This window comes from Bacillus sp. T33-2 (assembly GCF_002860205.1).
Classification (GTDB): domain Bacteria; phylum Bacillota; class Bacilli; order Bacillales; family Cytobacillaceae; genus T33-2.
The window spans coordinates 379068-403654 of the sequence record NZ_PGVB01000010.1 but is presented as its reverse complement, the minus strand read 5'-3'; the positions used below and the strand labels follow the sequence as shown (position 1 = coordinate 403654).

Below are 24587 nucleotides of genomic sequence, written 5' to 3'. Positions count from 1 at the left end.
ATATATTCGCCAACCGAAACAAAGAAGGAGGACAAGGGAATGGCAAATGAAACAAAGGTAAAGACACTGCCGGCGCGAAGTGAGGTGCCAGCTGAACATACTTGGAGGCTCGAAGATATTTTCCCTGATGATCAGGCATGGGAAAGTGAATTCAATGAGGTTAAACAACTGCTTCCTGGTATCAAGGAATTTGAAGGAAAGCTGGGCGAAAGTTCCGGACAGCTTTTCAATGCCCTCAAGTATCAGGATCAATTGCTGGAGCGTCTCGGAAAACTATATACATACGCCCACATGAGGTATGACCAGGATACGACCAATTCGTTCTATCAGGGTTTGGACGACCGTATTAAAAACCTCTACTCCCAGGCCGGCAGTGCACTTGCTTATATTGTTCCTGAAATCCTTGCTGTTGATGAACAGAAGATTAAAAGCTTTTTAAATGAAAATAATGATCTGAAGCTATATGAGCATGCGCTTGAAGAGATCAATCTCCAAAGGCCGCATGTCCTGTCTGCCGAGCAGGAAGCACTGCTCGCGGAAGCTTCGGAGGTAATGGCTTCTCCAGGGAATACATTTGGGATGCTGAACAACGCCGACCTTGAATTCCCGGCCATCAAGGATGAGAACGGAGAAGAGGTCGAAATCACCCATGGGCGGTATATCAGATTCCTTGAAAGTGAGGACCGCCGTGTGCGAAAGGACGCTTTTAAAGGTGTTTATGACACCTACGGCAAATTTAAGAATACATTTGCAAGCACTTTAAGCGGGAACGTGAAAAAGGATAATTTTAATGCGAGGGTCCGCCATTACGAATCGGCCCGGCACGCGGCCCTTTCCGCGAACAATATTCCGGAAAGCGTCTATGAGAACCTGGTGAATACTGTGAATGACCATCTGCCTTTGCTGCACAGGTACGTCAAGCTCCGCCGCAAAGTCCTCGGTGTAGACCGGCTTCATATGTATGATCTGTACACTCCGCTCGTAAAAAACGTCAAAATGGAGATTCCTTATGAGGAAGCGCAAGATATTATCTTAAACGGCCTTGCACCTTTAGGTGAAGAATATATTAGCGTCCTGAAGGAAGGGTTTGAAAACCGCTGGGTTGATGTGCCCGAGAACAGAGGCAAACGCAGTGGTGCTTACTCATCAGGTTCCTATGGAACAAACCCTTACATCCTGATGAACTGGCAGGATAATGTGAACAACCTGTTCACCCTTGCCCATGAATTCGGCCATTCAGTGCACAGCTATTACACAAGGAAGGCACAGCCATATCCTTATGGCAACTACTCTATTTTCGTTGCGGAGGTTGCCTCCACTTGCAATGAGGCACTGCTGAATGACTATCTCCTGAAAACAATAGACGATGAACAAAAGCGCCTGTACCTGTTGAACCACTATCTTGAAGGCTTCCGGGGTACCGTGTTCAGGCAGACAATGTTTGCGGAATATGAACACCTGATTCATCAAAAGGTGCAGAACAATGAAGCATTGACAGCCGAAGTGCTGACAGATGAGTACTATGCATTGAATAAGAAGTATTTTGGGGAAGAGGATATTGAAATCGATAAGGAAATTGGCCTGGAGTGGTCAAGGATCCCGCATTTTTACTACAACTACTATGTTTATCAGTATGCGACCGGATTCAGCGCTGCAACCGCGCTGAGCAAGCAAATCCTAGAAGAAGGCGAACCTGCCGTCAAACGTTATATTGATTTCTTAAAAGCAGGCAGCTCCGATTATCCTATCGAAGTCCTGAGAAAAGCAGGGGTCGATATGACAAGCTCAGAGCCCATTGCCGAGGCGTGCAAGGTATTCGAGCAAAAGTTGTCTGAAATGGAAAGCATGCTGTCATAAAAAAGAACAAAGGATGGAGCGGTTCTTGGCTCCATCCTTTTTAAAACCCCTTAAACTTTTTTCTGCCGTTCACGTATGCTACAAGCACCAGCAGCGAAAAAAACATGACGGGGGCGCTAAAGAATATCGGGACTATATGCATCAGCCCGAAAATATAAAGGCAGAAAGAAAAGAGCACAAATGGGACCATTAAAATGACCAGTATTTTTTTCAAGCGGACTCCCTCCATATATATTAGTTCAGTAATATGTATTCCAATATCACTGCAAACATGCACTGGATTTGACAATATTGTGAAATAACGCACAAGCTCTTGTTATAATGGGACAATCATGGTATATTTAAATCGTGAAGTTGATCACAAACAAACATATACCCTTTAGTTTGACCGTGAAAAATTTCTCCCATCCCCTTTGTTCGTATTAAATAAAGAAAAAGGCCCTGCGGCATGACGGCTGCAGGGCCTTTTTCATGTATTTGTATTGTTACTTTGGAAAAACGTGTTCCGAACAACACGGGTCAGATTTGATTGTATCTCCAGAACATTCCATACTTGGCTGGCACTTGCTCAACTTTTTGCTTGAGCAACAGTTTTTTCATTTCCATCTCAGCCTGGCTGACGGTCATGTCATATACAACGGCGACTTCCTTGGATGCTACCATTTTATAGTGCTTCACAAATGCCTCCAGCGGGGGATGGTCTGCTGCGACAGGCTTTTCCGGAAGCATTTCCTCAAGGATTTGCACAAAAACCTCGTATGGATAGCTTCCTGTAATTTTAATGCCCTCTTCTTCCACATTCGCATTGAAAAACACGAGGGTAGGAATCTCCTGTACGTCCATCTCTGAAGTAATTTTTAAATCACATTGGAATGCTTTTGCCGCACTTTCAGAGTGAATATCTGTCACAAACTCTTCTATGTCCAGTCCGACACTCCTCGCACAAGATTTGAGCACCTCAAAATTTGAGACATTCTGCTTCTCGAGGAAAAGGGCCTCCTGAATTTTCCTTAAAAACCGAATTCCTTTTTTCCGGCCTTGCAGCTCCGCCGATTTAACGGCTATAGATGCAAGGTAAGGCGACGAAACAGGATTTTCGAACCACAGATTACCGTCGCAAGACATGCCGGTCCGGCTTGCCGTTTTCTCCCATAATTCTGCGATTGTTTCATACCGTTTTTTTCTGGTCATATTCAAGTTCGCAAGGCGTCCGCTCAGGATATGCCTTACAGAAAAATACCTGCCATATTCAATTTGCAGTTTTTTCATGATGGGCTCCAAAGCCCAGCATTCCGGACAGAGCGGATCCACAAACATATAGATTTCAATCGGCTTTTTTTCGTTCCCGTGACAATAAAAAGAACCAGAAGAATTCACGAAGTTTTGGTGATTTATGTTCACGGGCTTTCATCCTTTGTATGGTCATCTGGTGTATTGATCATATGCTGGGCTGTAAGTACAAGCCTGGAGTAAAATTCCTCCCTGAGCGGCCCTTCCAGTCCGGCCTCATCCATCGCCTCTCGCATACAGGATAACCATGATTTTGCCCTTGCCGGAGTAATTTCGAATGGCAGGTGGCGTGCCCTCATCATCGGGTGTCCATGTTCATTGGTGTATAACGCAGGACCGCCAAGATATTGAGTTAAAAACTGCTTTTGTTTTCTGGCGGTTTCTGACAGGTCATCGGGAAATACAGGAGCAAGATCAGGATGCTGTCCTACGCGGCGATAAAAAGCATCAACCAGCCGATGAAGCGTTCCCTCGCCGATGGCCTCGAACGGTGTGGGCATTTTCTCGACCATTTAGATAAACTCCTTTTACTACGGTTAGTATTTGGTTATTATTTTAACAAGGCTTTTCGGATATCTCAAACAAACAGCTTTGTACGGGACTCATGCCGCACGCTTTGCTTTACTAATGTACACAAAAAGGCCGTCTGTTACCACTCACAGACGGCCGAAATGAACTGGAAATATTATCCGTAAAACGAATTTGTCACTTTTTTTACGTAATTTTGTGTTTCTTTAAAAGGCGGGATGCCGCCGTATTTATCGACATTCCCTGGACCTGAGTTATAAGCTGCAAGTGCAAGGTCAATATTTTCATCATACCGGTCAAGAAGCTGGCGCAGGTACTTGCTTCCCGCATGAATATTTTCGGCAGGGTCAAAAACATTTTTAACACCTAGTCCCCTTGCCGTACCTGGCATCAACTGCATCAAACCTGATGCCCCCGCATGGCTCACTGCATTTGGGTTGAAATTCGATTCTTTCTTAATGACAGCTTCGATCAGCTTTGCCGGAATCCGGTACGCCTCAGCTGCCTGCTCAATGATTTGGCTGTAATCATTCTTGCTGCCGGACAGCTTTGTCAAATTGACAGGAGGCAGGGCCTTGGCGCTGTCTGTAAGATTTGCAATTGCTGCAGGAGCCTGTGGAACCTCATATGCTGCAGAACTGTTAATACCTTGTCCGCTCAACATTTCCGCCAAAAGTTCATCAAAAAGGTTTCCATCGGAAGGCTGCGAAGAACGGTTAAAGTTCTGCAGTGCCTGCAACTCGAGCATTACTCGTAATTGATTGACGTTCATGAAAATCTCCTTTATGTGTTAATTACGCAGCTGTTTATATTTCTCGTTATAGAATCTTTTTATTTTATTATCGGTTTCCCGCTTGGGGATGTTCAGCTCTTCAAGTAAATTATTGAAAATGCTTAAGCCCTCTATTGCATCGGTCACTTCATATTCTAACTCAAAATCTTCTTTGTTTAAATAGTAACTATGGTCTAAAACAATCAATCCATTCTCGTATTCTTTCTCTGCCCGAAGAGTGGTCAGCGATCCAAAGAAAACGAGACTATCTGTATCGACACGCATATTGGCCAGGCTGTCCTTTATTATGCCTTCAGGGAAGACCGAATGCTGCAGCGCTGCTGAAGCTTCTTGCCCGGATAAAATCTGGCTGGTCTCAAGCAGGCCGGTTTCATCCGGCTGTTTCAAAGTCAATTCGTATTGATTGCCTTTTTCCCTGATCCTGAGTGCCGAGCCGGCATTCTTCAGGGAAAACGACGATGTATCGAAATAATGGTTCACCTGCTTTTTAAACTTGCTGCCGTCAAGCTTGAAATAGGTTTGCAAGCGGGAAAACTCTTCTTTTTTCAAGAGGTTCTTAAATTCGATTTCTATGTGCTGTGACAATGTGCTCTTCCTTTCGCAACCTGCTATGCAGATATTATCTCTTTATTTATCCACAACTTCAATCTTTAGGAGAAATTGTGTTGATATGGTAAAATGGAAACGATTATTGGAGGTTGAAAAAACATGACACAAAGACTGAACATCGTTGAGGCAACAATGGAAAATGGGGAACTTTTGCTTAAAGCAGATTCAGATATAGCGCTTTCCGAATTGGCTGCCACAGGAAGGATGCTGGTGGATTCAGATCACCTGTCATTTATCTATTTGGCTGAATTAGACGGGGAATATACATATATCGCCATGCCGGAAGCAGTCTGGCCACAGTTGAAACAGGCGCTTGATTCAAATCTTGAAGTGTTTGTAGCCGGTGGGGGCAGCCGTTTCCAGCTGGAAGGCTTGCAAGAAGAAATGGATTATTTAATAGATAACATTAAAGGGAACAGTAATTACGGAGAAGAAATGGCCTCAAAAGTAGAAAGCATTTTTTAGTTGGCCAGCATGATCATCCGTTAAGCGACGAAACAAAGAGATAAGACCGGATGAGGTGATCTTTTTTTGAAACACTGGGAATATTTTTTAGAGCCTTATAAGCAAGCAGTTGAAGAATTAAAAATAAAGCTTAGGGGAATGAGGACCCAATTCGATCTGAAATCTGAGCATTCACCGGTTGAATTTGTCACCGGGAGGGTGAAGCCAATTGCGAGCATCCTTGACAAAGCTAACCTGAAAGGCATCCCTCTCGATAAACTGGAAACAGAGATGCAGGATATTGCGGGACTAAGGATAATGTGCCAGTTTGTTGACGACATCAAAAGGGTAGTTCAACTTTTGAGGAACAGGAACGATTTTGAAATCGTCGAGGAAAGGGATTATATCTCCCATAAAAAAGCGAGCGGATACCGTTCGTACCATATGGTGATCAGGTATCCGGTCCAAACGATAAACGGGGAGAAAAAAATCCTCGCAGAAATCCAAATCCGAACACTTGCCATGAATTTTTGGGCTACGGTCGAACACTCATTGAATTATAAATATAAGGGCCAGTTTCCGGAGGACATCAGGATCAGGCTGCAGAGAGCGGCTGAGGCCGCGTTCCGGCTGGATGAAGAAATGTCCACAATCAGGGGTGAAATTCAGGAAGCCCAGGCTTTTTTCACCCGAAAAAAAGAGATGCAGCAGGATGGGAGTTAAAGGAAGATCAACCTGTCCGGCTTGCTATAGCTGAGGTGTAGATATGAAATTTGCGATAACATCAAAAGGGGATTCCCGTTCGAATACACTAATGCATAAAATGAGAACCTATTTGCTCGATTTTGAGCTTGTGTACGATGAAGACCAGCCGGATATTTGTATCTCAGTCGGCGGGGACGGCACTCTTTTGTATGCGTTTCACAGGTACAGCCGCCGCCTTGACAAAACAGCCTTTGTCGGTGTCCACACCGGACATCTGGGGTTTTATGCCGACTGGGTCCCGGAAGAGATTGAAAAGCTGGTCATCGCAATTGCCAAGACACCATATCAAGTGATTGAATATCCGCTGCTTGAAGTGATCATCCGCTATCAGCATGGCGGCAGGGAAACACGTTATTTGGCCCTGAACGAATCAACTGTCAAGGCCGTTGAAGGTACTCTTGTGATGGACGTCGAGATTCGGGGGGCTCATTTTGAACGTTTCAGGGGCGATGGACTATGCCTGTCGACACCGTCGGGCAGCACGGCTTATAATAAGGCGCTTGGCGGGGCAATCCTTCATCCTTCTATTCCTGCAATCCAGCTGGCTGAAATGGCCTCAATCAACAACAGGGTATTCCGGACTGTTGGTTCACCTCTTATCCTGCCTGCACACCATACGTGCATGCTTAAGCCGGTGAACCAGCCGGACTTCCAGCTGACAATTGACCATTTGACCTTATTGCATAAGGACGTCAAATCGATTCAATTCCGGGTGGCAGATGAAAAAATCCGTTTTGCGCGGTTCCGGCCTTTTCCCTTCTGGAAACGGGTCCATGATTCGTTTATTTCAGATTAAAAAGAAAAAGGAACGGGTCCAGCAGAGGTTAGGGGCTATGCAGCCGGACAAACCTCATAGACCTTGAAATGAAGTCTTATATAACAACAAAGACAGAACAGGAGCAACAGGAAATGGCGAACCGCTTTACTCTTTCCTGGAGGATATCAAGTGCTGATGAGGGGAAAATCCTGCGCGAATTCCTGAGAGAGCAGGGTATTTCCAAAGCTGCTTTGACAGACATTAAATTCAAAGGCGGCTCAATTTTAGCCAATGGCGAAGAGGCCACGGTGAGGTTTATGCTGAAGGAGGGTGACCAGATCACTGTTTTTTTTCCTGGTGAGGAACCGTCCAAAGGGATAATTTCTGAACATATTCCTTTAAACATCCTTTTTGAAGACGACTGGCTTCTGATAGTGAGCAAGCCTGCCGGAATGAGCACGATTCCATCCAGGGATCATCCGCAAGGGACGCTTGCCAATGGCCTGATTGGATATTATGAACACGCCGGGTTACAGGCCACGGCACATATTGTCACCAGGCTCGACCGCGACACATCCGGACTCGTCCTGGTCGCGAAGCACCGCCATATCCATCACCTGTTGAGCCAGCAGCAAAAGGCCGGACGTGTTAAACGATTGTACGAAGCCTTTGCTGAGGGCTCGATTATTGCTGAATACGGCATTGTTGAGCAGCCGATTGCCAGAAAAAGCGACAGCATCATTGAAAGGGAAGTCAATCCTGAAGGTCAATACGCCTGCACCAACTATCGGGTAATCAAGCGGCATGAGCAGTTTACACATGTAGAACTCCGCCTCAAAACAGGCAGGACCCATCAAATAAGAGTCCACATGGCGTTTCTTGGCCATCCTTTACTTGGGGATGATCTGTACGGAGGCAACAGGTGTTTAATCGGGAGGCAAGCGCTACATTGCAAGGAACTTATGTTTAATCACCCGGCGTCCAATGAGAAACTGACCTTTCATGCACCGCTTCCGGAAGATATGAACAGAGTGGTATCAGACAGCAAGCCGGTTTAATCCGGCTTGCTTTTGATTGATTCTCAGGTTGAGTACGCATTATAGAACGGTTTAGAGAGAAATTGACTCTATGACCAAAACGAATGAGCAGGCGGGGAAACTGTCCTTGAAAAGGGCTGTGAAGGACAAAACCGAGCTGGAAGGCGGGGCAGCTGGCATGAGAAGGGCTATGAAGGACAAAACCGAGCCACTCGCCCAATCAATTGTCTATATTCTTTGCAGAAGCTTCACTAGAAACCTATAATCGTTTAGTTAACTCCGCTATTCATCCATCCTCCGGAACTTCTCTTCAACATAAGGCATGGAGGATGGCACGGAAACGAGTTCCATTTCGGGATATCTCAAGGCGGTGAGCTTCCCTCCAAAAACAGTACCTGTATCGATATTTATAGTCCTGTTAAGCTCCCGTGGTTCTTTTACAGGCGTGTGGCCGTAGACGATCCACGCATCGCCGCGGTAGTTTTTTGCCCAGTCACGTCTGACAGGGGTCCCGTCCGGGTTGGTTTTACCGGTGATATCTCCATAAAGCACAAACGTCTTAACCTTGGAATTTTTTTTCCCAATCAAATCCTGCCTGATGCCGGCGTGGGCGATAATCAGTTTTCCATTATCAAGCACGCGGTACAGGGGGGCTTTTTCGTAAAGCTCTATGAAATATTGGCGAATCCGTTGACGTCCCTGATGATCAAGCGCCTCATATTCAGCAACAGTTGTCTCCAAGCCATGGCTGATCTGGACCCTGTTGCCCAGAAAAAACCGGTAAAGCTTGTTACAGTGGTTACCAGGTACGTAATATGCTTCATTTTTTCGGACAGCTAAATTCCATACCGCTTCGACTACTTTTAAAGAATCCGGTCCGCGGTCTGTCAGATCACCTACAAACGCGAGTTTTCTTCCTTCCGGATGCACTGGTGAACCATCCTTCCAACTATATCCCAGTTTCTCAGTCAGCTGTAAAAACTCCGGATAACAGCCATGTATGTCACCAATAATATCCAAATGCATATATTTGATCTCCTTTATTTTAACTCTATGACTTATCTTTCCCTGTCCATATCAAAAGGTATAACTATAACTCAATATTACAAAACTGGGGAGAATATATTGAAGAAAAATGATCGATCCGTGGCATACACCAAGCCAGTAATAAAGTTTAACACGAGAACATCGTGGGTAACAGTAACCATCTCCCAGCAAGTTTCATACCCATTGCTACAATAAGACAAACTTTTAATAAGCGTGCTAGTATAAGATAGGACATCGATAGATAAGCGGAAAGGGGGAAATGATGTGCCAGGCCAACGCCATGAAAATTCAGCGAATCAACAGATAGATACTGAACTGCTGCTCGAATCACTGGAGGAAGAAGCAATTGACCAATTCCGGGAAGAGTTTTTGGAGCTGCATCCGTACGACCAGGCAACCTTTTTTAAGGATTTAGATGAAGATTTGCGGACAAGGGTCTATCATTATCTATCCCCGGAAGAAATGGCGGGGTTGTTTGAAAATCTGGAAATTGAAGAAGCAGAGTACCAGGATGTCCTGGCGGAAATGAGCCCGCATTATGCGGCGGACATGCTCTCAAATATGTATGCGGATGATGCGGTTGATGTTTTGAATGAACTGGACAAGGAACAGGTGGCCAGCTATTTGACAATCATGGATGAAGACGCTGCCCAGGAAATCAAAGACCTGCTCCATTACGAAGAATATACCGCGGGAAGCATCATGACAACAGAGTTCATTGCCATATCGGCCAATCAGACAATCAGGTCGGCGATGTATATTCTGAAAAAAGAAGCGCCTACAGCCGAGACGATTTACTATGTTTACGTAGTTGATCAGGATAAGCGGCTCGCAGGTGTCATCTCGCTTAGGGATTTGATTGTTAATGATGATGATGTCATGGTATCTGAGGTAGCAAACGACCGGGTTGTTTCCGTATCCGTCAGCCAGGACCAGGAAGAAGTGGCCAGAATGATGAGGGACTATAATTTTCTCGCCCTTCCGGTTGTTGACTTTCAAAACCATCTTTTAGGGATTATCACCGTTGATGATATTATTGATGTCATGGAAGAGGAAGCCTCTGATGACTATTCGAAGCTCGCGGGGATAACCGATCTTGACACGATCGACCACAGCCCTTTATCAGCGGCAAAAAAACGGCTGCCATGGCTCGTCATTTTGCTGTTTCTCGGAATGTTCACCGCCAGACTGATTGGACAGTTCGAGGATACATTAAATAAAGTCGCAATCCTTGCGGTGTTTATTCCTCTCATTGCGGGAATGGCTGGCAATACAGGGACACAGGCACTTGCTGTTGCCGTAAGGGGGATTGCGACCGGTGACCTAGAAAAAGAAGATAAATGGAAACTCATTGTCAGGGAAGCCGGAACAGGTTTAATAACCGGCACGATTTGTGGCGTTTTAGTGATGTTTGTCGTTTATTTCTGGCAGGGCGATTTATTTCTCGGCATGCTCGTTGGAATATCAATCTTTTTTACGCTCATTGTCGCAACTCTTGCTGGCTCGCTTGTCCCTTTAATCATGCACAGGATGAAAATTGATCCGGCTGTTGCTTCAGGACCATTTATTACTACGATTAATGATATCATCAGTATTTTAATTTATTTCGGGATCGCCACAATGTTCATGGGCTACCTGGCTGAATAGGGGGTTTGCGAATGGAACAGCATGCATCGGCTACATCGCTTGTCATCGTTATCCTTGCGGCTTTCTTGACTCCAATTATACTGCACCGCCTGAAAATTAAATTTATTCCGGTAGTAGTGGCTGAAATTATTGTTGGCTTGATTATCGGAAAGAGCGGGTTCAATCTTGTCCAGGAAGATACGTGGCTTGCGACATTATCCACCCTCGGCTTTCTGTTTTTAATGTTCTTAAGCGGGCTCGAGATTGACTTCACGGCGTTTTCCAGAAGCCAGAACCGTAAAAGGCTGCCGAGCGGAAAATTGGAGCCCAACACTTTCTATGTTTCGTCTGTCATTTTTGTCGGCATTTTCATCGTTTCACTGGCGTTATCCTATTTATTCGTGCTTGCAGGTTTCATAGGTAATGCGTTTTTAATGACGCTGATCATTTCTACCATTTCTCTCGGTGTAGTCGTCCCCACTTTAAAAGAAGCACACTTGATGAAAACGCATATCGGGCAAATTATCTTGCTTATCGCAGTCATAGCAGATCTGGCCACGATGATCCTTCTCGCAGTTTTTGTTTCCATGTATTCTGAGGGACAGGGGAATACATGGCTGTTGCTGGTGTTGTTTGCAGCGGGTGTGGCTCTTTATTTCATAGGGCGGCTTTTTAAAAACAGGACGATAATCGACGCACTTTCGACAGGGACGACCCAGATTGGGACGAGGGCTGTATTTACACTGATCATTGTGCTTGTTGCGATATCGGAAACTGTTGGGGCAGAAAACATCCTTGGTGCCTTTTTGGCAGGGGTGCTTGTGTCGCTGCTGTCACCCAACCAGGAAATGGTCTATAAGCTCGATTCGTTCGGGTATGGATTTTTAATCCCGATTTTTTTCGTCATGGTCGGGGTTGAACTCGATATCTGGTCGTTATTTAGCGAAAAGAAAATGATCATGCTAATACCGCTGCTGCTGCTTGCCTTGCTTTTATCAAAAATCATCCCCGTTTATATTCTGAAAATATGGTATGACAGTAAAACGGTCATTGCCTCGGGTTTTCTGCTTACGTCAACGCTATCATTGGTGATTGCAGCCGCCACGATTGGCGAGAGGATGGAGGTCATCACTGCGGACATGAGTGGCACTCTCATCCTGGTGGCTGTGATTTCTTGTTTGGTTACTCCGGTGGTGTTCAAAAAACTGTTTCCTAAGGAGGCGGACACGGAGAAAAAGATTAAAGTTTCGTTTATCGGCGCCAACCAGATGACATTGTCAGTATCAAGGGAGCTGGAGCCATCTCTATATGATGCAGTTCTTTTTCATACAAAGCAGGAAAAATCTGAAAAGCAGATAGCCACCTCGTTATTCAGAATTGTTGAAATAGAAGACTATTCAATCCGAACCTTGGAGGCTGAAAGGGTTTTGAATGCAGACATTGTTGTCATATCCACTGGCGATGAGGAAACAAACGCGGCGCTGGCAGTGGCAGCTAAAGAGCGGGGGGTTGAACGGGTCATTGCCAGGATCGAAAGCCCTGACATTGAAGAACGAATAAAGGAACGCGGCATTGAAATATTCTCGATGCTTCTGGCGACAACCGCTCTTTTTAGGGCATTGATTGAATCGCCGAGTGTTGTTAACATCATCACGAACAAGGAGACCTCGCTATTTGAACTCCGGATGATGAATGAACAGTTTGAAGGAATCTCTTTAAGGCGGTTCCCTTTTACGGGAGACGTGATCTTTGTTAGGATCCTGCGCGGCAAGGAATCGATTGTTCCGCATGGGGATACCGAGCTTCATCTGTATGACCGCCTGATTGTCACAGGTTCAAAAGAGTATGTGGATGAGCTGAAACGGGAGCTTGAGTTTGGAGGCTGATGATAGAGGCTTTTCAAATGACGGATTCTATTGTAAAATTAGTATCAGGTACTAATGACTTGTAATAATAGGAGGTTTATCAAAAATGACCCTTTCACTTTCCGGAAAAACATACGTTGTCATGGGCGTCGCCAATAAACGCAGTATTGCCTGGGGGATTGCCCGCTCACTCCATGATGCCGGTGCGCGCTTAATTTTTACATACGCGGGTGAGCGTCTCGAAAAAAGTGTCCGGGAGCTGGCTGATTCCCTGGAGGAAAATCTGCTTGTCCTGCCTTGTGATATTACAAGCGATGAGGAAATTGCTAAATGTTTTGCCACGATTAAAGAAGAGACAGGCACAATCCACGGTGTCGCCCATTGTATTGCATTTGCAAACAAAGAAGAGCTGCAGGGTGACTATTTAAATGTAACACGTGACGGATTTCTGCTCGCCCAAAATATTAGCGCGTATTCACTGACCGCCGTCGCCAAGGAAGCGAAGGAAATAATGGGTGAAGGGGGCAGCATTGTCACCCTGACATACCTCGGCGGTGAACGCGTTGTCGAAAACTATAATGTAATGGGTGTGGCAAAGGCATCCCTTGATGCAAGCGTGCGTTATCTTGCTGCAGACCTTGGCAAATCCGGGATACGCGTAAATTCTATTTCGGCAGGCCCGATCCGCACTTTATCGGCAAAAGGTGTCAGTGATTTTAATTCGATTTTAAAAGAAATAGAAGAACGTGCTCCGCTTCGCAGGAACACAACCCCTGAAGAGGTTGGAGATACAGCCCTGTTCCTTTTCAGTGACTTGTCGCGTGGCATAACAGGTGAAAATATCCATGTCGATTCCGGATACCATATACTTGGTTAAAACGGCATAACACAACAGAAAAAAATTGCTTTTCATGGCGTAATCCAGCGTGCAGCACTGGGTACGCCTTTTTTTATCTTTCTGATTCGTTATGGGCGCTGTCAACCGATGGGCAGCATTTGCATACATATAGGGTGAGCGAAAGATTACGGAGGTGAAACAGAATGTCTGAGCGGAAAACAAGGAGAGAACCTTTATTATATATACATCAGCCAATGATTAAACCACCGGATTTTAAAATGCAGCAAACCTATTCAACGAAGAAAGCTAAAAACAGGGAGGCAGAAGTGCCGCTGGATCAAGGTCCGGCTGCAACGGAACCAGCAAAGCAAGGGCCAGCTCCGGAAATGAAACCGGAAATAAAACCGGAAATAAAACCGGAAATGAAACCGGAAGTGAAACAGGAAGTGAAGAAGGAAATACGGAAACGCAGGGCATTTTCAGGGCCTTTAGAAAATGATGATCAGGAAAGCATTTTTGGCAGACAGCCCCACGCCAAAAGTAGTAAAGCTGATTCCAAGCATGATTTGGAACAGACAGAAGTCGTCCAAAAGGCTGCCGCAGACAGTTCAGAACCCGCCCAAAAAACTGCCGCATCCGAAACCCGCAATCCTGTTGCAGAAAAATCCAATTTAAACAATGAGGAATTATATGTTGAAAGCAAAAACCAAATATTCAAACAGGAACGCAAGAGGAATTCGTCCTTTAAATCGGTGCCAAGGGGACAGTACTCGTTTCAGAGAGTAAAAAGCTTCAGGGAAATGACGATACCTGAACGCTTGTCATATCTGGAAGGTTTTCCAAAACAGCTCCCTCCAGTGGCCTGTACCTTTAAGACTGGAGACAAGGTGTATAAGGGTTTTCTGAGCAAAAGGAATGAAGACACGATCGAAATAGAGGACTTTGAAAACACGATTATCTCATTAAACATTGACGGAATCAAAGAAATAAATATTGTTGGTTATTAGGCGTGGCCTGGCTTGCCTGAGGGCCTGCGAAGGAGTATGTGTGCGGGATGAACATTATCAATTAAAAAAGGGAAGCCTGCCGAAACGGAGGCTGGCTTCCCGGGATTTTTAGTCTTCACAGATTCTCAGGTTAACATCGGCGATGCACTGGACGCCGCAGAAGCAAGACAGGTCAACGGTAATGCAGTCGTTCGTGCTTCTGAAACGGTCGACATCACATACTTTGTCTAAATCAACGCAGCAATCCTTGGTGATGTTCGCTGTAACTAATTGGTTTGCATTGTTCGAAGTTGGCGGACAGAATTTTAATGGCTCGAGCACACGCAGTACGGCACAGCAATTGTCGAAAATATCTTCGACACGGAAGAAGATCGATACACAGGAATGCTCGCTGCCCCGGAAGAATGCGTGAAACGGTGATCCATCCGCTGTCTTCAATATGAATACACGAGTATCGGCATTTGCTCTCCTGCCCGGTGAAATCAGTGCACCAAGCGGCTCGAGGAAACAGTTAGTAGGACATTCACAATCTTCCTCAGCAGCATCCTGGATGTCTTTAATTGCGCGCACGACTTCGCAAACGCAATTTCTGTGAAATTTATTGTTGTTTTCAATTCCGGCTACATCGTTGTTGTTATTGTTCTTTCCACAACCCATGATTTTTCCTCCTTTTAAAAATTAGGTTTTATTTACATTAATAACATATTGAAATATCGAAATTTGGGTTACGGACAAACGCCTGTTTTTTGCAAAAATGGGCATGAGGACAGGCCAAATATGAGAGGGCTGGACATGGAAATTACTATACTGGACTTTGTTATACTTTGTTTTGCCAGCTTCCGGCTGACGAGGATGCTTGTTTACGACAAGATTGCTGAATTCATTAGACGGCCTTTTTTTGACGAATTAGCGGAGATGAATGAGGCAGGGGAAACAGAGATTTATGTTGTGCCGAAACAAACGGGAATAAGGGGGTTTTTTGGAGATTTACTCAGCTGCTACTGGTGTACGGGAGTGTGGGCTTCAGGCATCCTCATCATCATGTATTATTTTCATCCGGCATTTGCGGTGCCGGTGCTGCTGGTCCTGGCAGTCGCCGGAGTTGCTTCCTTGATTGAACTTGGGGTCCAGGTGTTGCAAAATGAATAAAAAAGTCGAAGTGTAGGCAGCCGACGGCACAAGCTGTTGAAACGGGCATAACCTAATGAGTAGCCATATATTTTTCAACAGCTGGGAGGGGCAAAAGGATGCTGGGCAAAAAGGCAGAACCATCTAAGACGACGCCGCAGCCGGCAGTCAAAAGGAAGAAAAAAGGCTGCGGGTGTGGGTCAAAAAAACGGAAAAAGACACAATAAAAGCTGCCGGCCTCCCGGCAGCTTTTTATATTTACACTAATTGGTAATCTGTAAATGCGCGAAATCACTCATAAATTGGCTGGGATGCGAGGAAAATAGATTCAGGCACATATATAGCTAAAGAAAATACATAGAAGGGACACGGATGACAATCATGCGGATTCTGTATGGTGTTTTTTTAACGTCTATTATGATTATTGCCATTTCTGGCTGTAACCAGAATAGAAGCACAGAGGAGAGCCGGACAGCCATTTATAAAACAATCGATCCCCCGGCTGCATCGATAGGCCCTCCTAAGAAGGATCATCACAGCGTTGCACAGGGAGCTGAAAAAACCGTCGAACAATTAGACGAAATCTATGATGTAGCTGTCATAAAAGGCGGCAAAGAAACACTCGTTGCCTACAAAGTAAAGCATATGCAGCGGTACAGGATGAAGACGATAGAAAAGGAAGTAACCGAAAAACTGTCAAAAAAATATCCTAAAGAAAAATTTACGGTGTCCAGCGACTATAAAATCTTTATTGAAACGGTTGAACTGCAAGAGCGAATGAAAAGACCGGATTATACTTCGAAAGAAGCCGAAAAACAATTGAAAAAGATTATTAAGCTTAAACAGGAATTGACATGAGAAAGGGGCAGCCAGATGGGGGAAAACCAAAATAAATCACCACAACAAAAACAGTACCAGCAGCTTCAACAAAAGCATGAGCTGAAACGGCCGGTGCTTAAAAATTGTATAAAGGCTTTCATAGTCGGCGGCCTCATTTGTTTAGTCGGACAGGCGGTCACTTATTTCTATATATATTATTTTAATTTCACTGAGCAAACAGCCGGAAATCCGACTGTCGCAACCATGATATTTATTGCCATGCTGTTGACAGGATTCGGCATTTACGACCATATCGGGCAATTTGGGGGTGCCGGCAGTGCCGTCCCTGTAACGGGGTTTGGAAATTCCGTTATTTCTGCAGCGATTGAGCACCGCACCGAAGGGTTCGTCCTTGGGGTTGGCGGGAATATGTTCAAGCTGGCCGGAACGGTTATTTTATTCGGTGTATTTTCAGCGTTCGTCGTTGCACTGATACGCACGCTTATCACAATGATGGGAGGATTGTAAATGCTGAAAGGAAAGCAGTCCTGGGTGTTTGCAAACCAGCCGGTAATAGAGTCGTCTTCGGCTGTGGGTGGGCCTTTCGAAGCGGCCGGGAAACTTGCGGATGACTTTGATATTCTTCACGATGACTTATGGATGGGCAAAGATTCTTATGAAAAGGCCCATGTACTTTTATTGGAGGAAGCCATTACTACAGCTTTGAAAAAAGGAAATTTTCAACAAGAAGACATGCATTTTATGCTTGCAGGTGATTTAATTAATCAAATAACCCCCTCAAGCTTTGCTGCGAGGACACTGGAAATACCCTTTTTTGGCCTGTTCGGTGCATGCTCCACTTCGATGGAGGGCCTGGCGCTTGCTTCCTTTATCATCAATAATCAAGGTGCAAAGAAGGTCGTCACAGGGGCTTCAAGCCATAACGCCGCAGTTGAGAAACAATTCCGCTATCCAACGGAGTACGGGGGGCAAAAGCCGCCAACCGCCCAGTGGACGGTAACTGGAGCCGGGGCAGCTGTCGTGACGGACAGTCCTGATAAACAAGGGAAGCTTGTAACAACCTCTGCCACAATAGGAAAAGTAGTGGATATGGGGTTGTCGGACCCCTTTAATATGGGAGGCGCAATGGCCCCGGCAGCAGCGGATACCATCATTTCCCATTTCGAGGACATGAAAATAGAACCATCGCACTATGATCTGATTGTTACAGGAGACCTTGGCAGAATCGGCCAAGATACAACGCTGGAGCTGCTTCATAAACAGGGTTTGAAGCTGGACACGCAGACATTTAAGGACTGCGGCCTCATGATTTACAAAGATGACCAGCCGGTCCAGGCGGGGGCCAGTGGTGCGGGCTGCTCTGCGGCTGTGTTGTATGGACACTTATTGAAGCAAATGAAGCAGGGAGTGTTTAAACGGATTCTGATGGTGGCGACGGGGGCGCTCTTATCTCCATTATCGTACCAGCAAAAGGAAACCATTCCGTGTATTGCACACGCTGTATCAATTGAAATGAATGAATAAGGAGGGATTGGCATGCTGCCAATGTTTTTTTGGGCTTTTGTCGTCGGGGGTCTAATCTGTGTGGTTGGACAACTATTATTCGATGTCGCCAGACTGACACCGGGCCATACGATGAGTCTGCTGGTTGTAGCTGGAGCTGTACTTGACGGCTTTGGGTTGTACGAACCACTGATGGATTTTGCCGGAGCGGGGGCAACCATACCCATAACAAGCTTCGGAAACTCACTTGTCCACGGGGCGCTGCAGGAAGCACAACAGCACGGCCTTGTGGGAGTATTGACAGGGATGTTTGAAATAACAAGTGCAGGTATTTCATCAGCCGTCCTCTTTGGGTTCATAGGAGCGCTCATATTCAAGCCAAAAGGGTAAATATAAAGGTTGGTGTCTATGCCTGGCATTATTAGCACCATTGTCCGTTCGATATTGCTGATCATAGGATTATTTTTTATCACAAAGCTGCTTGGGAAAAAGCAGCTTTCAAGTTTGTCCTTTTTTGAATATATTGTCGGGATCACTGTAGGAGATATTGCCGGGACGCTCTCGATGGATCCTGACCTGAGCCTGGCCGATGGGCTTGCCAGCATTGTTGTCTGGTCATTTGTTCCATTGGCTATTTCTATGGCCTCGTTAAAAAGCAAAAGGTTTAGGGATATCGTAGAAGGCAAAGCGGCAATCTTCATAAAAGATGGAAGGATACTAGAAAAAAATTTGCGGAAAGAGAAATACAGCATTGATGAATTACTCGAACAGCTCAGGAAAAAAAGTGTGTTCCGTGTTTCGGATGTCCAGGTGGCTTATCTTGATTCAAATGGGGAATTAAGCGTTCTTCTTAAAAGGGCAAGCCAGCCACTTACAGTGGGTGATGTTGCCATGGATACAGGCGAGATTGAGGAACCTCAATCTGTGATTATGGATGGCAAGATATTTGAGGATGGACTAAAAAAAGCAGGCTTAAATAAACAGTGGCTGCTAGATAAGCTAAGCAGAAAAGGCAGGTTGCCTGAAGATGTTTTTTTTGCAGAAATAGACCAGGACGGAAACCTGTTCGTTGACCTGTACGAACGTCAGCCGCGGCCGGAAAGATCCTGACAATGATGAGAATCTGGTAAAAGAAATCCGCGAAAACATTTGAATTATCTTCAAACATGCGTACCGGATTGGGAGTTGGCCCAAACACTTCATATACACATTTCATATGTTGTAATGAGTAAATCAAAGTGAGGTGACAATATATGGGCTACGGATACTGCGGCTGGGGTTACGGCGGCTATGGCCACGGCGGAGGTTATGGTTCAACCTTCGTTTTAATCGTGGTGTTGTTCATCTTGTTAATTATTGTTGGCGCAAGTTTCTATCACTAAAAGATAAGACATGCCATCTTATCGTTTAAAGAAAATGCCGTTTCCATAGAAGCGGCATTTTTTCATTCCATGGCTGCTAAACTATTTTTTTAGAATTTTTCGAATAATAGTTGAATATTCTACCAAAAGAAGTATACTTGTAATCAGAAAACCGCCAGCCATGTCAATGAAATTACATAATATTAAGGTGCATTGCCTAAGGCTGATGGATCACCTTGTTCGGTCTCCGAAAAAATGTAAACGGATACAAAAATATGTGAGAGGTTAGGAGGAAAAACATGAGTGTGACAAAACCGTGGCTTGCCCATTACCCAGATTCTATTGCGAAGGAAATTGCCATTCCGGATAAATCACTGCCAGATATGCTCCAGGAAACAGTGGCCAAGTTTCCATCGCATCATGCACTTTCTTTTTACGGAAGAAAGATGACATACCAGGAGCTCCAACGCGCCGTGTATGGTTTCGCGTCTGCTCTTCAGAGCAATGGGATCGAGAAGGGCGACCGTGCCGCAATCATGCTTCCAAATTGCCCCCAATTCGTTGTTTCTTACTATGGGGCCTTGACGGCGGGAGCCATCGTAACACAGGTAAATCCCATGCTGGTGGAACGCGAATTGGAGTATATTTTAACTGACTCAGGAGCGGAAACCATTGTCGTGCTTGACGCCCTTTACCCGAAGGTAAAAAGTGTCCAAAGCAGCACAAGCCTCAAAAACATCATTGTTGTCAGCCTGCAGCCATCTGAAGTTGATTTCTCCCCCGATACCACGTTTGAACAATTTCTGGCCAGCGCCGGCAAAAGCTTCACCCCTGTCACAATCGAACCCGCAAATGATATCGCAGTGCTTCAATACACCGGCGGAACAACCGGAAGGTCAAAAGGCGCAATGCTTACTCACCGCAATATTTTTTCAAACGTACTTCAATCATACGAATTTTTTAAGAATGATATGGAAATTGGCAAGGAGAAGTATTTGACGATCATTCCGTTATTTCATGTTTTTGGAATGACATCATGTATGAATTTCGCTATATTCACCGCTTCCGAGTCAATAATGCTGCCCAGGTTCGAACTGGAGGAAGTCCTGAACACAATTAAGCAGGAGCAGCCAACGATTTTTCCCGGAGTTCCAACAATGTATGTAGCAATAACTAACCACCCGGATGCGGAGAAATATGGCATCAGCAGTATCCGGACATGCAACAGCGGCAGTGCGCCAATGCCAGTCGAACTGTTAAAGGAATTCGAGAGGAAGACCGGTTCCATGATTCTGGAAGGCTATGGTTTGTCGGAAACGTCTCCAGCCACCCACTGCAATCCGCCGTTTGCTGAGCGGAAACCGGGCAGCGTCGGCATAGGATTCCCATGCACTGATTATAAAGTGGTCGATCTTGCGACTGGAACCGAGGATGTGCCGCCAGGAGAGCTGGGCGAGGTGATCATCAAGGGTCCGCAAGTGATGAAGGGCTACTGGAACATGCCGGAGGAAACAGCCAATTCATTGCGTGACGGCTGGCTTTACACAGGGGATATCGCAAAAATGGATGAGGAAGGCTATCTGTATATAGTCGACAGGAAGAAGGATATGATCATAGCCAGCGGATTTAATATTTACCCGCGCGACATCGAAGAAGTCTTGTATGAGCATCCTGCAGTTCAGGAGGCAGTGGTGATCGGGGTTCCCGATGCATACAGGGGTGAGACCGTAAAAGCCGTAATCGTGCAGAAATCAGGTAAGACTGCCACAGAGGAAGAAATCATCGCCTATTGCAAAGAAAACATGGCGGCCTATAAAGCTCCAACAATAGTCGAATTCAGGGAACAGCTTCCAAAAACAAGCGTCGGAAAAATCCTGCGCAGGGCATTAAGGGAAGAAGTCCAGGCAAAGTAACGCATTAATTGGCTGGGGGCAGTCCCCCGGCGGAGTAACGCGTTAATTGGGTAAGGGTCAATGCTGGGGGTCAGGCCCCAACTCACAGCTTCTGCTCACGTTTTCATGCTTTCTTCATACTATAGAGTAGTTTAAGAAGGAGGCATGAAATTTCACATGGATAATCAATTCTTCAAGAACGTGGAGAAGAAGACAGGCGTGAATATGAAGGATATTTTTGAATTGGCAAATTCTCTGCAAAGTGCTAACTTCAAGGATGAAAAGACGGTAAGGGGCGTCATCCGCAAGGTTTCACAAATTGCCAATAAGCCGGTTTCTAAGGAAATGGAAGACAAGATTGTAAAATCAATTATTAATGATGGGAAACAGCTTGACTTCAACACTATTTCTAATATGATCAACAAAAAATAACTGGCCGATAGAAAAGCGGAAGCGCCTTGCCCAGGAGCGATAGGCATAAGACGAGCCGAAGGGACGGCTGCTCTTTAGCCTTCTTGGCGGATTGGCTTATGACCCGAGCTATTAGGCGCTGGAGCTGGACACTGCAAACAAAGACCTGGCACTAATCCAGGTCTTTGCTGTGTGCCGCCTTTTTAATTTTTGACAATAACCTTGAGGGATTGGCCTTTCTGCCCCGCCTGTATTGCGGAACCGATATATATAAATGCTTCCTCGCCCTGGTCACGGCGACATAAAGCAGCCGTCTTTCCTCTTCCAGCGGCTCACTGTTCCCGTTTCTGAGTGCTTCAAGGGAATAGTCATGAGGAAGACTCCCGTCGACTGTACCGATAATATATACATTTTGATATTCAAGCCCTTTTGAGCGGTGGATCGTGCTTAATGTTACTGCATCGGTGAGGTTCTTGCCGAACCGCTTAATTTCCTGGTTCATCGCCGTCATATGGTCCGCATGCTCCAGGAATTCTGCCAGGCTGCTGAAATTGCGTGCGGCAACTTTTAAGTCGCGGATGTCATCTGAGCCTTTATCCCATTTGTTGCCTTCACTGCCGCGTTTTTTTATGAAGTCCTGGTAGCCAAGGTCTTTCTCAACCATTTCAATCGCCGCCAGCGGTGACAGCCCGGAGAGCGACCTCACAACCGGAACCAGCTTTTTCAGTTTTCTTTCCTGAAATGCAAATCCAGTATTTACTTTGGAGAGTGCTTCCAGCATGGAGCAATCCTTTAAAATACTTTCCGCCTGTATGTCCCGATAGACTGACTGCTTTAAAAACAGGGAAGGGAAAATGTTTTTAATTGCTTCCGCGTTGTCCTCGTTGTAACTGAGCCTGAAAAACGACAATAGCCCTCTGACAATAAATCGTTGATAGAAGGATTCGATATCCTGGTCCATTTTAAATGGCAGGCTTGAATTAGTGAGCCTTTCAAACATCGCCCTTCCCGCGGTATTCGTGCGGAACAGGATCGCAAAATCCCCAGGACTTGCTCCCTCGGAAATTTTATCCTGGATATCAGTTAATATCATCGTTGCTTCTTCTTCCTCGTCGAAGGGGTAAAATAACACAGGCTTGCCATCATGAGAATATTGAGCCCTCATTTCCTTAACATGCCTTGCCTTGTTTGAAGATATTATCGTGTTGGCAGCTTCGACGATTTCATGGGGGGAGCGGTAATTCTGGTTCAAAACAATCGCCTTCGCCCCGATAAAATCTTGCTTGAATGTAAGCAGGAAACCAGGGTCGCTTCCACGGAATGAATAAATCGACTGGTCATCATCACCGACAGCACAGACATTATTGTTTTTGTCTGAGAGCATCTTGATTAATTCATACTGAACTTTATTGATATCCTGAAATTCATCTATTAAGAAATATTTAAATCGATCCTGGTAGGAGGCCAGCAGGGCAGGATTTTCTTTAAATAGCTGCAGGCAACCAATCAGCATATCGTCAAAGTCAAATATCTGCTGTTTCTCCTTCTGCTGTTCATAAAGCTTATATAAAGCCGCTGCCTTTTCCTCCCACGGCGATTCCGGGAGAATCTGGTCGGGACGCAGCATCGTATTTTTCCAAAAACCTATCTGCTGAAGGGCGAGATCAAAAGCAAATTCTTTATCATCAAGCCCCAGATTCTTCCCTGCTTCTTTCAAAATCTGCTCCCGCTGCCATTCCTTTTTTATCAGTCTTTCTGAAGACCATTTATCCTTGGCATGAAAAAGGAGAATCTTGTAAAAGATACTGTGAAAGGTGCCGCTCACAATTCTGTTAATCTGTCCCGGACTCATGTCGGGGTAATGATAAAGGCGGTGCTTCATTTCAGCCGCTGCTTTCGCTGTGAATGTCACAAGCATGACCGAACCTGGGTCGATATTTGCTTCTTTCAGCATAAAAGCAGTTCTCGCAGTCAGCACCCTTGTTTTTCCACTTCCTGCGCCGGCAAGGATCAGCAGGGGGCCGTCGATATGGAGAATTGCCTTCTCCTGGTTGCTGTCAAAATGTATACCAGCCGCTCTAAGCTTTTCAAGATAATCATAATCAAGACTCGGCACCGCAGGAGCTGCAGGACTAAAGGAAGAAGCTGTATGTACCTCCTGTGAAAATATAAATGGTGTGCTGCTGTCTTCCGTTATGTTGACCGGCCTCGATTTTGGGATTCTGAAGCCGTTGTTTATCACATATTGAACTTGCTCTTGTTCAAGTGTTGCGCTCGTTTCAACCACCGGATCTTTACAAGCCGAGAGCCGGGAAAGATGATGGTAGAAATGGGGAGGCATTTTTATTCCCAGGTAAAGCCGAACTGGTTCCTTGCAAACAGGACAGGAAATTAACCCTTTTTTCCCGTCATCAAATATTCTCTGATAATCTTCTCGCTTTATCTTATCCAGGTGAATCGTTTTGTGATTGATAATTGCGGTTTTCATGTAAAACTACCCTCTTTTTTGCCGAAAATAGACAACTTCTATCATAACAGAGTACCTGCATTTCAAAAAGGTAAAATAGTAGGTTATCAACGGACAAAAATGGGGTATTAAAAAAGAATGATATAGTAACCGAGATTTGATGGATTGTTGAAGGGGGATGAAAGGACAATGGGGTATATTCTTCCGGTAACGAATTATCAGTATATGCAATATGCTGAACGGGAAACAGGGGTCGACTATGATCCTTTCCCATTAACAAGGATTACAAGCATCCGCAAACAAGATCCGGTGCAGCAAGGGGAAAGCCTGGCTGGGGCTGTTCAGCAGTACAGTGCTGTCCGGCCTAAGTCTTCCATAAAAAGAGTAAGCCATAGAATTGTTGAGCGAACTTTCGCCGAAATGACCGGAAAAGGGAAGAATTTCAGCCAAACAATCTAAAAGGACGGACAAGAAAAGCCTCTGCCATTCCGGCAAGAGGCTTTTCTTAAAGATTAGGAAAGC

The 24587-nt window shown here is 45.3% G+C and carries 27 protein-coding genes; 20 read left to right on the top strand and 7 right to left on the bottom strand.

The genetic code is table 11. The features are described from left to right. The first annotated feature begins 39 nt into the window (after window positions 1-39). A complete protein-coding gene (gene pepF / locus CVD19_RS08975) occupies window positions 40-1857 on the top strand; it encodes an oligoendopeptidase F (protein ID WP_101581505.1) in 1818 nt (605 codons plus the stop codon). Window positions 1858-2376: 519 nt separating this feature from the next. On the opposite strand, the gene CVD19_RS08970 is transcribed toward pepF, so the two are convergent. The 4 genes from CVD19_RS08970 to CVD19_RS08955 form a co-directional block, all read right to left on the bottom strand. Next, a complete protein-coding gene (locus tag CVD19_RS08970) occupies window positions 2377-3234 on the bottom strand; it encodes a ClpXP adapter SpxH family protein (protein WP_257985081.1) in 858 nt (285 codons plus the stop codon). A gap of 20 nt (window positions 3235-3254) precedes the next feature. After that, a complete protein-coding gene (locus CVD19_RS08965; protein WP_101581504.1) occupies window positions 3255-3659 on the bottom strand; it encodes a globin domain-containing protein in 405 nt (134 codons plus the stop codon). A gap of 173 nt (window positions 3660-3832) precedes the next feature. Further along, the gene (locus tag CVD19_RS08960; RefSeq protein WP_101581503.1) at window positions 3833-4447 is read right to left on the bottom strand and encodes a lytic transglycosylase domain-containing protein; all 615 of its coding nucleotides are present in this window, start codon (window positions 4445-4447) and stop codon (window positions 3833-3835) included. An 18-nt stretch (window positions 4448-4465) separates the two neighbouring features. Next, window positions 4466-5053: a CYTH domain-containing protein gene (locus CVD19_RS08955; RefSeq protein WP_101581502.1), complete on the bottom strand. Its 588-nt coding sequence runs from the start codon at window positions 5051-5053 to the stop codon at window positions 4466-4468. Between the two features lie 123 nt (window positions 5054-5176). Here CVD19_RS08955 and CVD19_RS08950 point away from each other — a divergent pair, with 123 nt between their 5' ends. From CVD19_RS08950 to CVD19_RS24660, 5 genes are all read left to right on the top strand, one after another. Beyond that, entirely contained in the window at window positions 5177-5542 is a 366-nt protein-coding gene (locus CVD19_RS08950) for a hypothetical protein (RefSeq protein ID WP_101581501.1), read from the top strand. A gap of 66 nt (window positions 5543-5608) precedes the next feature. Beyond that, complete coding sequence (locus tag CVD19_RS08945) at window positions 5609-6244, top strand: GTP pyrophosphokinase (RefSeq protein WP_101581500.1); 636 nt, start codon at window positions 5609-5611, stop codon at window positions 6242-6244. A gap of 43 nt (window positions 6245-6287) precedes the next feature. After that, a complete protein-coding gene (locus CVD19_RS08940; protein WP_101581499.1) occupies window positions 6288-7082 on the top strand; it encodes an NAD kinase in 795 nt (264 codons plus the stop codon). Between the two features lie 113 nt (window positions 7083-7195). Further along, window positions 7196-8101 carry an RluA family pseudouridine synthase gene (locus CVD19_RS08935; protein ID WP_101581649.1) on the top strand — a complete coding sequence of 302 codons (906 nt, stop codon included), beginning with the start codon at window positions 7196-7198 and terminating at the stop codon, window positions 8099-8101. 70 nt (window positions 8102-8171) lie between these two features. Continuing rightward, window positions 8172-8345, top strand: a complete 174-nt coding sequence (locus CVD19_RS24660) for a hypothetical protein (protein WP_180953561.1) — start codon at window positions 8172-8174, stop codon at window positions 8343-8345. 17 nt (window positions 8346-8362) lie between these two features. Here the strand turns inward: CVD19_RS24660 and prpE are convergent, their stop codons facing one another. Further along, window positions 8363-9106: a bis(5'-nucleosyl)-tetraphosphatase PrpE gene (gene prpE / locus CVD19_RS08930; protein ID WP_101581498.1), complete on the bottom strand. Its 744-nt coding sequence runs from the start codon at window positions 9104-9106 to the stop codon at window positions 8363-8365. Between the two features lie 285 nt (window positions 9107-9391). Between prpE and mgtE the strand changes: the two genes are divergently transcribed. From mgtE to CVD19_RS08910, 4 genes are all read left to right on the top strand, one after another. Beyond that, window positions 9392-10774, top strand: a complete 1383-nt coding sequence (gene mgtE / locus CVD19_RS08925) for a magnesium transporter (RefSeq protein WP_101581497.1) — start codon at window positions 9392-9394, stop codon at window positions 10772-10774. Window positions 10775-10785: 11 nt separating this feature from the next. Further along, complete coding sequence (locus tag CVD19_RS08920) at window positions 10786-12639, top strand: monovalent cation:proton antiporter family protein (RefSeq protein ID WP_101581496.1); 1854 nt, start codon at window positions 10786-10788, stop codon at window positions 12637-12639. An 85-nt stretch (window positions 12640-12724) separates the two neighbouring features. Beyond that, window positions 12725-13495, top strand: coding sequence for an enoyl-ACP reductase FabI (gene fabI, locus CVD19_RS08915; RefSeq protein WP_101581495.1), 771 nt, complete (start codon window positions 12725-12727; stop codon window positions 13493-13495). 164 nt (window positions 13496-13659) lie between these two features. Beyond that, entirely contained in the window at window positions 13660-14463 is an 804-nt protein-coding gene (locus CVD19_RS08910) for a CotO family spore coat protein (RefSeq protein ID WP_101581494.1), read from the top strand. Between the two features lie 108 nt (window positions 14464-14571). Here the strand turns inward: CVD19_RS08910 and CVD19_RS08905 are convergent, their stop codons facing one another. Then, window positions 14572-15120 (bottom strand): CotY/CotZ family spore coat protein, encoded by a 549-nt coding sequence (locus CVD19_RS08905; RefSeq protein WP_101581493.1) that lies wholly within the window; start codon window positions 15118-15120, stop codon window positions 14572-14574. Window positions 15121-15255: 135 nt separating this feature from the next. Here CVD19_RS08905 and CVD19_RS08900 point away from each other — a divergent pair, with 135 nt between their 5' ends. The 9 genes from CVD19_RS08900 (at window position 15256) to CVD19_RS08860 (ending at window position 21619) form a co-directional block, all read left to right on the top strand. Beyond that, window positions 15256-15612: a DUF1360 domain-containing protein gene (locus tag CVD19_RS08900; RefSeq protein WP_101581492.1), complete on the top strand. Its 357-nt coding sequence runs from the start codon at window positions 15256-15258 to the stop codon at window positions 15610-15612. Window positions 15613-15963: 351 nt separating this feature from the next. Next, a complete protein-coding gene (locus tag CVD19_RS08895; RefSeq protein WP_257985066.1) occupies window positions 15964-16449 on the top strand; it encodes a YhcN/YlaJ family sporulation lipoprotein in 486 nt (161 codons plus the stop codon). A gap of 15 nt (window positions 16450-16464) precedes the next feature. Continuing rightward, window positions 16465-16938 (top strand): stage V sporulation protein AC, encoded by a 474-nt coding sequence (spoVAC, locus tag CVD19_RS08890; protein WP_101581491.1) that lies wholly within the window; start codon window positions 16465-16467, stop codon window positions 16936-16938. Continuing rightward, window positions 16939-17955: a stage V sporulation protein AD gene (spoVAD, locus tag CVD19_RS08885; RefSeq protein ID WP_101581490.1), complete on the top strand. Its 1017-nt coding sequence runs from the start codon at window positions 16939-16941 to the stop codon at window positions 17953-17955. Between the two features lie 12 nt (window positions 17956-17967). Next, window positions 17968-18324: a stage V sporulation protein AE gene (gene spoVAE / locus CVD19_RS08880; protein WP_101581489.1), complete on the top strand. Its 357-nt coding sequence runs from the start codon at window positions 17968-17970 to the stop codon at window positions 18322-18324. 18 nt (window positions 18325-18342) lie between these two features. Beyond that, window positions 18343-19044, top strand: coding sequence for a DUF421 domain-containing protein (locus tag CVD19_RS08875; protein WP_101581488.1), 702 nt, complete (start codon window positions 18343-18345; stop codon window positions 19042-19044). A gap of 143 nt (window positions 19045-19187) precedes the next feature. Next, entirely contained in the window at window positions 19188-19316 is a 129-nt protein-coding gene (locus CVD19_RS08870) for a YjcZ family sporulation protein (RefSeq protein WP_101581487.1), read from the top strand. A 278-nt stretch (window positions 19317-19594) separates the two neighbouring features. Next, window positions 19595-21208, top strand: coding sequence for a long-chain-fatty-acid--CoA ligase (locus CVD19_RS08865; protein WP_101581486.1), 1614 nt, complete (start codon window positions 19595-19597; stop codon window positions 21206-21208). A 156-nt stretch (window positions 21209-21364) separates the two neighbouring features. Next, on the top strand, window positions 21365-21619 hold the full coding sequence (locus tag CVD19_RS08860) for a stage VI sporulation protein F (protein ID WP_101581485.1): 255 nt from the start codon (window positions 21365-21367) through the stop codon (window positions 21617-21619). Between the two features lie 151 nt (window positions 21620-21770). Here CVD19_RS08860 and CVD19_RS08855 read toward each other — a convergent pair whose 3' ends face one another. Then, on the bottom strand, window positions 21771-24086 hold the full coding sequence (locus CVD19_RS08855; RefSeq protein ID WP_101581484.1) for a UvrD-helicase domain-containing protein: 2316 nt from the start codon (window positions 24084-24086) through the stop codon (window positions 21771-21773). Window positions 24087-24254: 168 nt separating this feature from the next. On the opposite strand from CVD19_RS08855, the gene CVD19_RS08850 reads away from it, so the two are divergent. After that, the gene (locus tag CVD19_RS08850) at window positions 24255-24524 is read left to right on the top strand and encodes a hypothetical protein (protein ID WP_101581483.1); all 270 of its coding nucleotides are present in this window, start codon (window positions 24255-24257) and stop codon (window positions 24522-24524) included. Window positions 24525-24587: the final 63 nt, after the last annotated feature.

Bases quoted from the DNA above. Each gene is read 5' to 3' on its own strand.
- pepF (WP_101581505.1), top strand. From the start codon at position 40: ATGGCAAATGAAACAAAGGTAAAGACACTGCCGGCGCGAAGTGAGGTG.
- CVD19_RS08965 (WP_101581504.1), bottom strand. From the start codon at position 3,659: ATGGTCGAGAAAATGCCCACACCGTTCGAGGCCATCGGCGAGGGAACG.
- CVD19_RS08960 (WP_101581503.1), bottom strand. From the start codon at position 4,447: ATGAACGTCAATCAATTACGAGTAATGCTCGAGTTGCAGGCACTGCAG.
- CVD19_RS08950 (WP_101581501.1), top strand. From the start codon at position 5,177: ATGACACAAAGACTGAACATCGTTGAGGCAACAATGGAAAATGGGGAA.
- CVD19_RS08940 (WP_101581499.1), top strand. From the start codon at position 6,288: ATGAAATTTGCGATAACATCAAAAGGGGATTCCCGTTCGAATACACTA.
- CVD19_RS08935 (WP_101581649.1), top strand. From the start codon at position 7,196: ATGGCGAACCGCTTTACTCTTTCCTGGAGGATATCAAGTGCTGATGAG.
- CVD19_RS24660 (WP_180953561.1), top strand. From the start codon at position 8,172: ATGACCAAAACGAATGAGCAGGCGGGGAAACTGTCCTTGAAAAGGGCT.
- prpE (WP_101581498.1), bottom strand. From the start codon at position 9,106: ATGCATTTGGATATTATTGGTGACATACATGGCTGTTATCCGGAGTTT.
- CVD19_RS08920 (WP_101581496.1), top strand. From the start codon at position 10,786: ATGGAACAGCATGCATCGGCTACATCGCTTGTCATCGTTATCCTTGCG.
- fabI (WP_101581495.1), top strand. From the start codon at position 12,725: ATGACCCTTTCACTTTCCGGAAAAACATACGTTGTCATGGGCGTCGCC.
- CVD19_RS08910 (WP_101581494.1), top strand. From the start codon at position 13,660: ATGTCTGAGCGGAAAACAAGGAGAGAACCTTTATTATATATACATCAG.
- CVD19_RS08905 (WP_101581493.1), bottom strand. From the start codon at position 15,120: ATGGGTTGTGGAAAGAACAATAACAACAACGATGTAGCCGGAATTGAA.
- CVD19_RS08900 (WP_101581492.1), top strand. From the start codon at position 15,256: ATGGAAATTACTATACTGGACTTTGTTATACTTTGTTTTGCCAGCTTC.
- CVD19_RS08895 (WP_257985066.1), top strand. From the start codon at position 15,964: ATGACAATCATGCGGATTCTGTATGGTGTTTTTTTAACGTCTATTATG.
- spoVAC (WP_101581491.1), top strand. From the start codon at position 16,465: ATGGGGGAAAACCAAAATAAATCACCACAACAAAAACAGTACCAGCAG.
- spoVAD (WP_101581490.1), top strand. From the start codon at position 16,939: ATGCTGAAAGGAAAGCAGTCCTGGGTGTTTGCAAACCAGCCGGTAATA.
- spoVAE (WP_101581489.1), top strand. From the start codon at position 17,968: ATGCTGCCAATGTTTTTTTGGGCTTTTGTCGTCGGGGGTCTAATCTGT.
- CVD19_RS08875 (WP_101581488.1), top strand. From the start codon at position 18,343: ATGCCTGGCATTATTAGCACCATTGTCCGTTCGATATTGCTGATCATA.
- CVD19_RS08870 (WP_101581487.1), top strand. From the start codon at position 19,188: ATGGGCTACGGATACTGCGGCTGGGGTTACGGCGGCTATGGCCACGGC.
- CVD19_RS08865 (WP_101581486.1), top strand. From the start codon at position 19,595: ATGAGTGTGACAAAACCGTGGCTTGCCCATTACCCAGATTCTATTGCG.
- CVD19_RS08860 (WP_101581485.1), top strand. From the start codon at position 21,365: ATGGATAATCAATTCTTCAAGAACGTGGAGAAGAAGACAGGCGTGAAT.
- CVD19_RS08855 (WP_101581484.1), bottom strand. From the start codon at position 24,086: ATGAAAACCGCAATTATCAATCACAAAACGATTCACCTGGATAAGATA.
- CVD19_RS08850 (WP_101581483.1), top strand. From the start codon at position 24,255: ATGGGGTATATTCTTCCGGTAACGAATTATCAGTATATGCAATATGCT.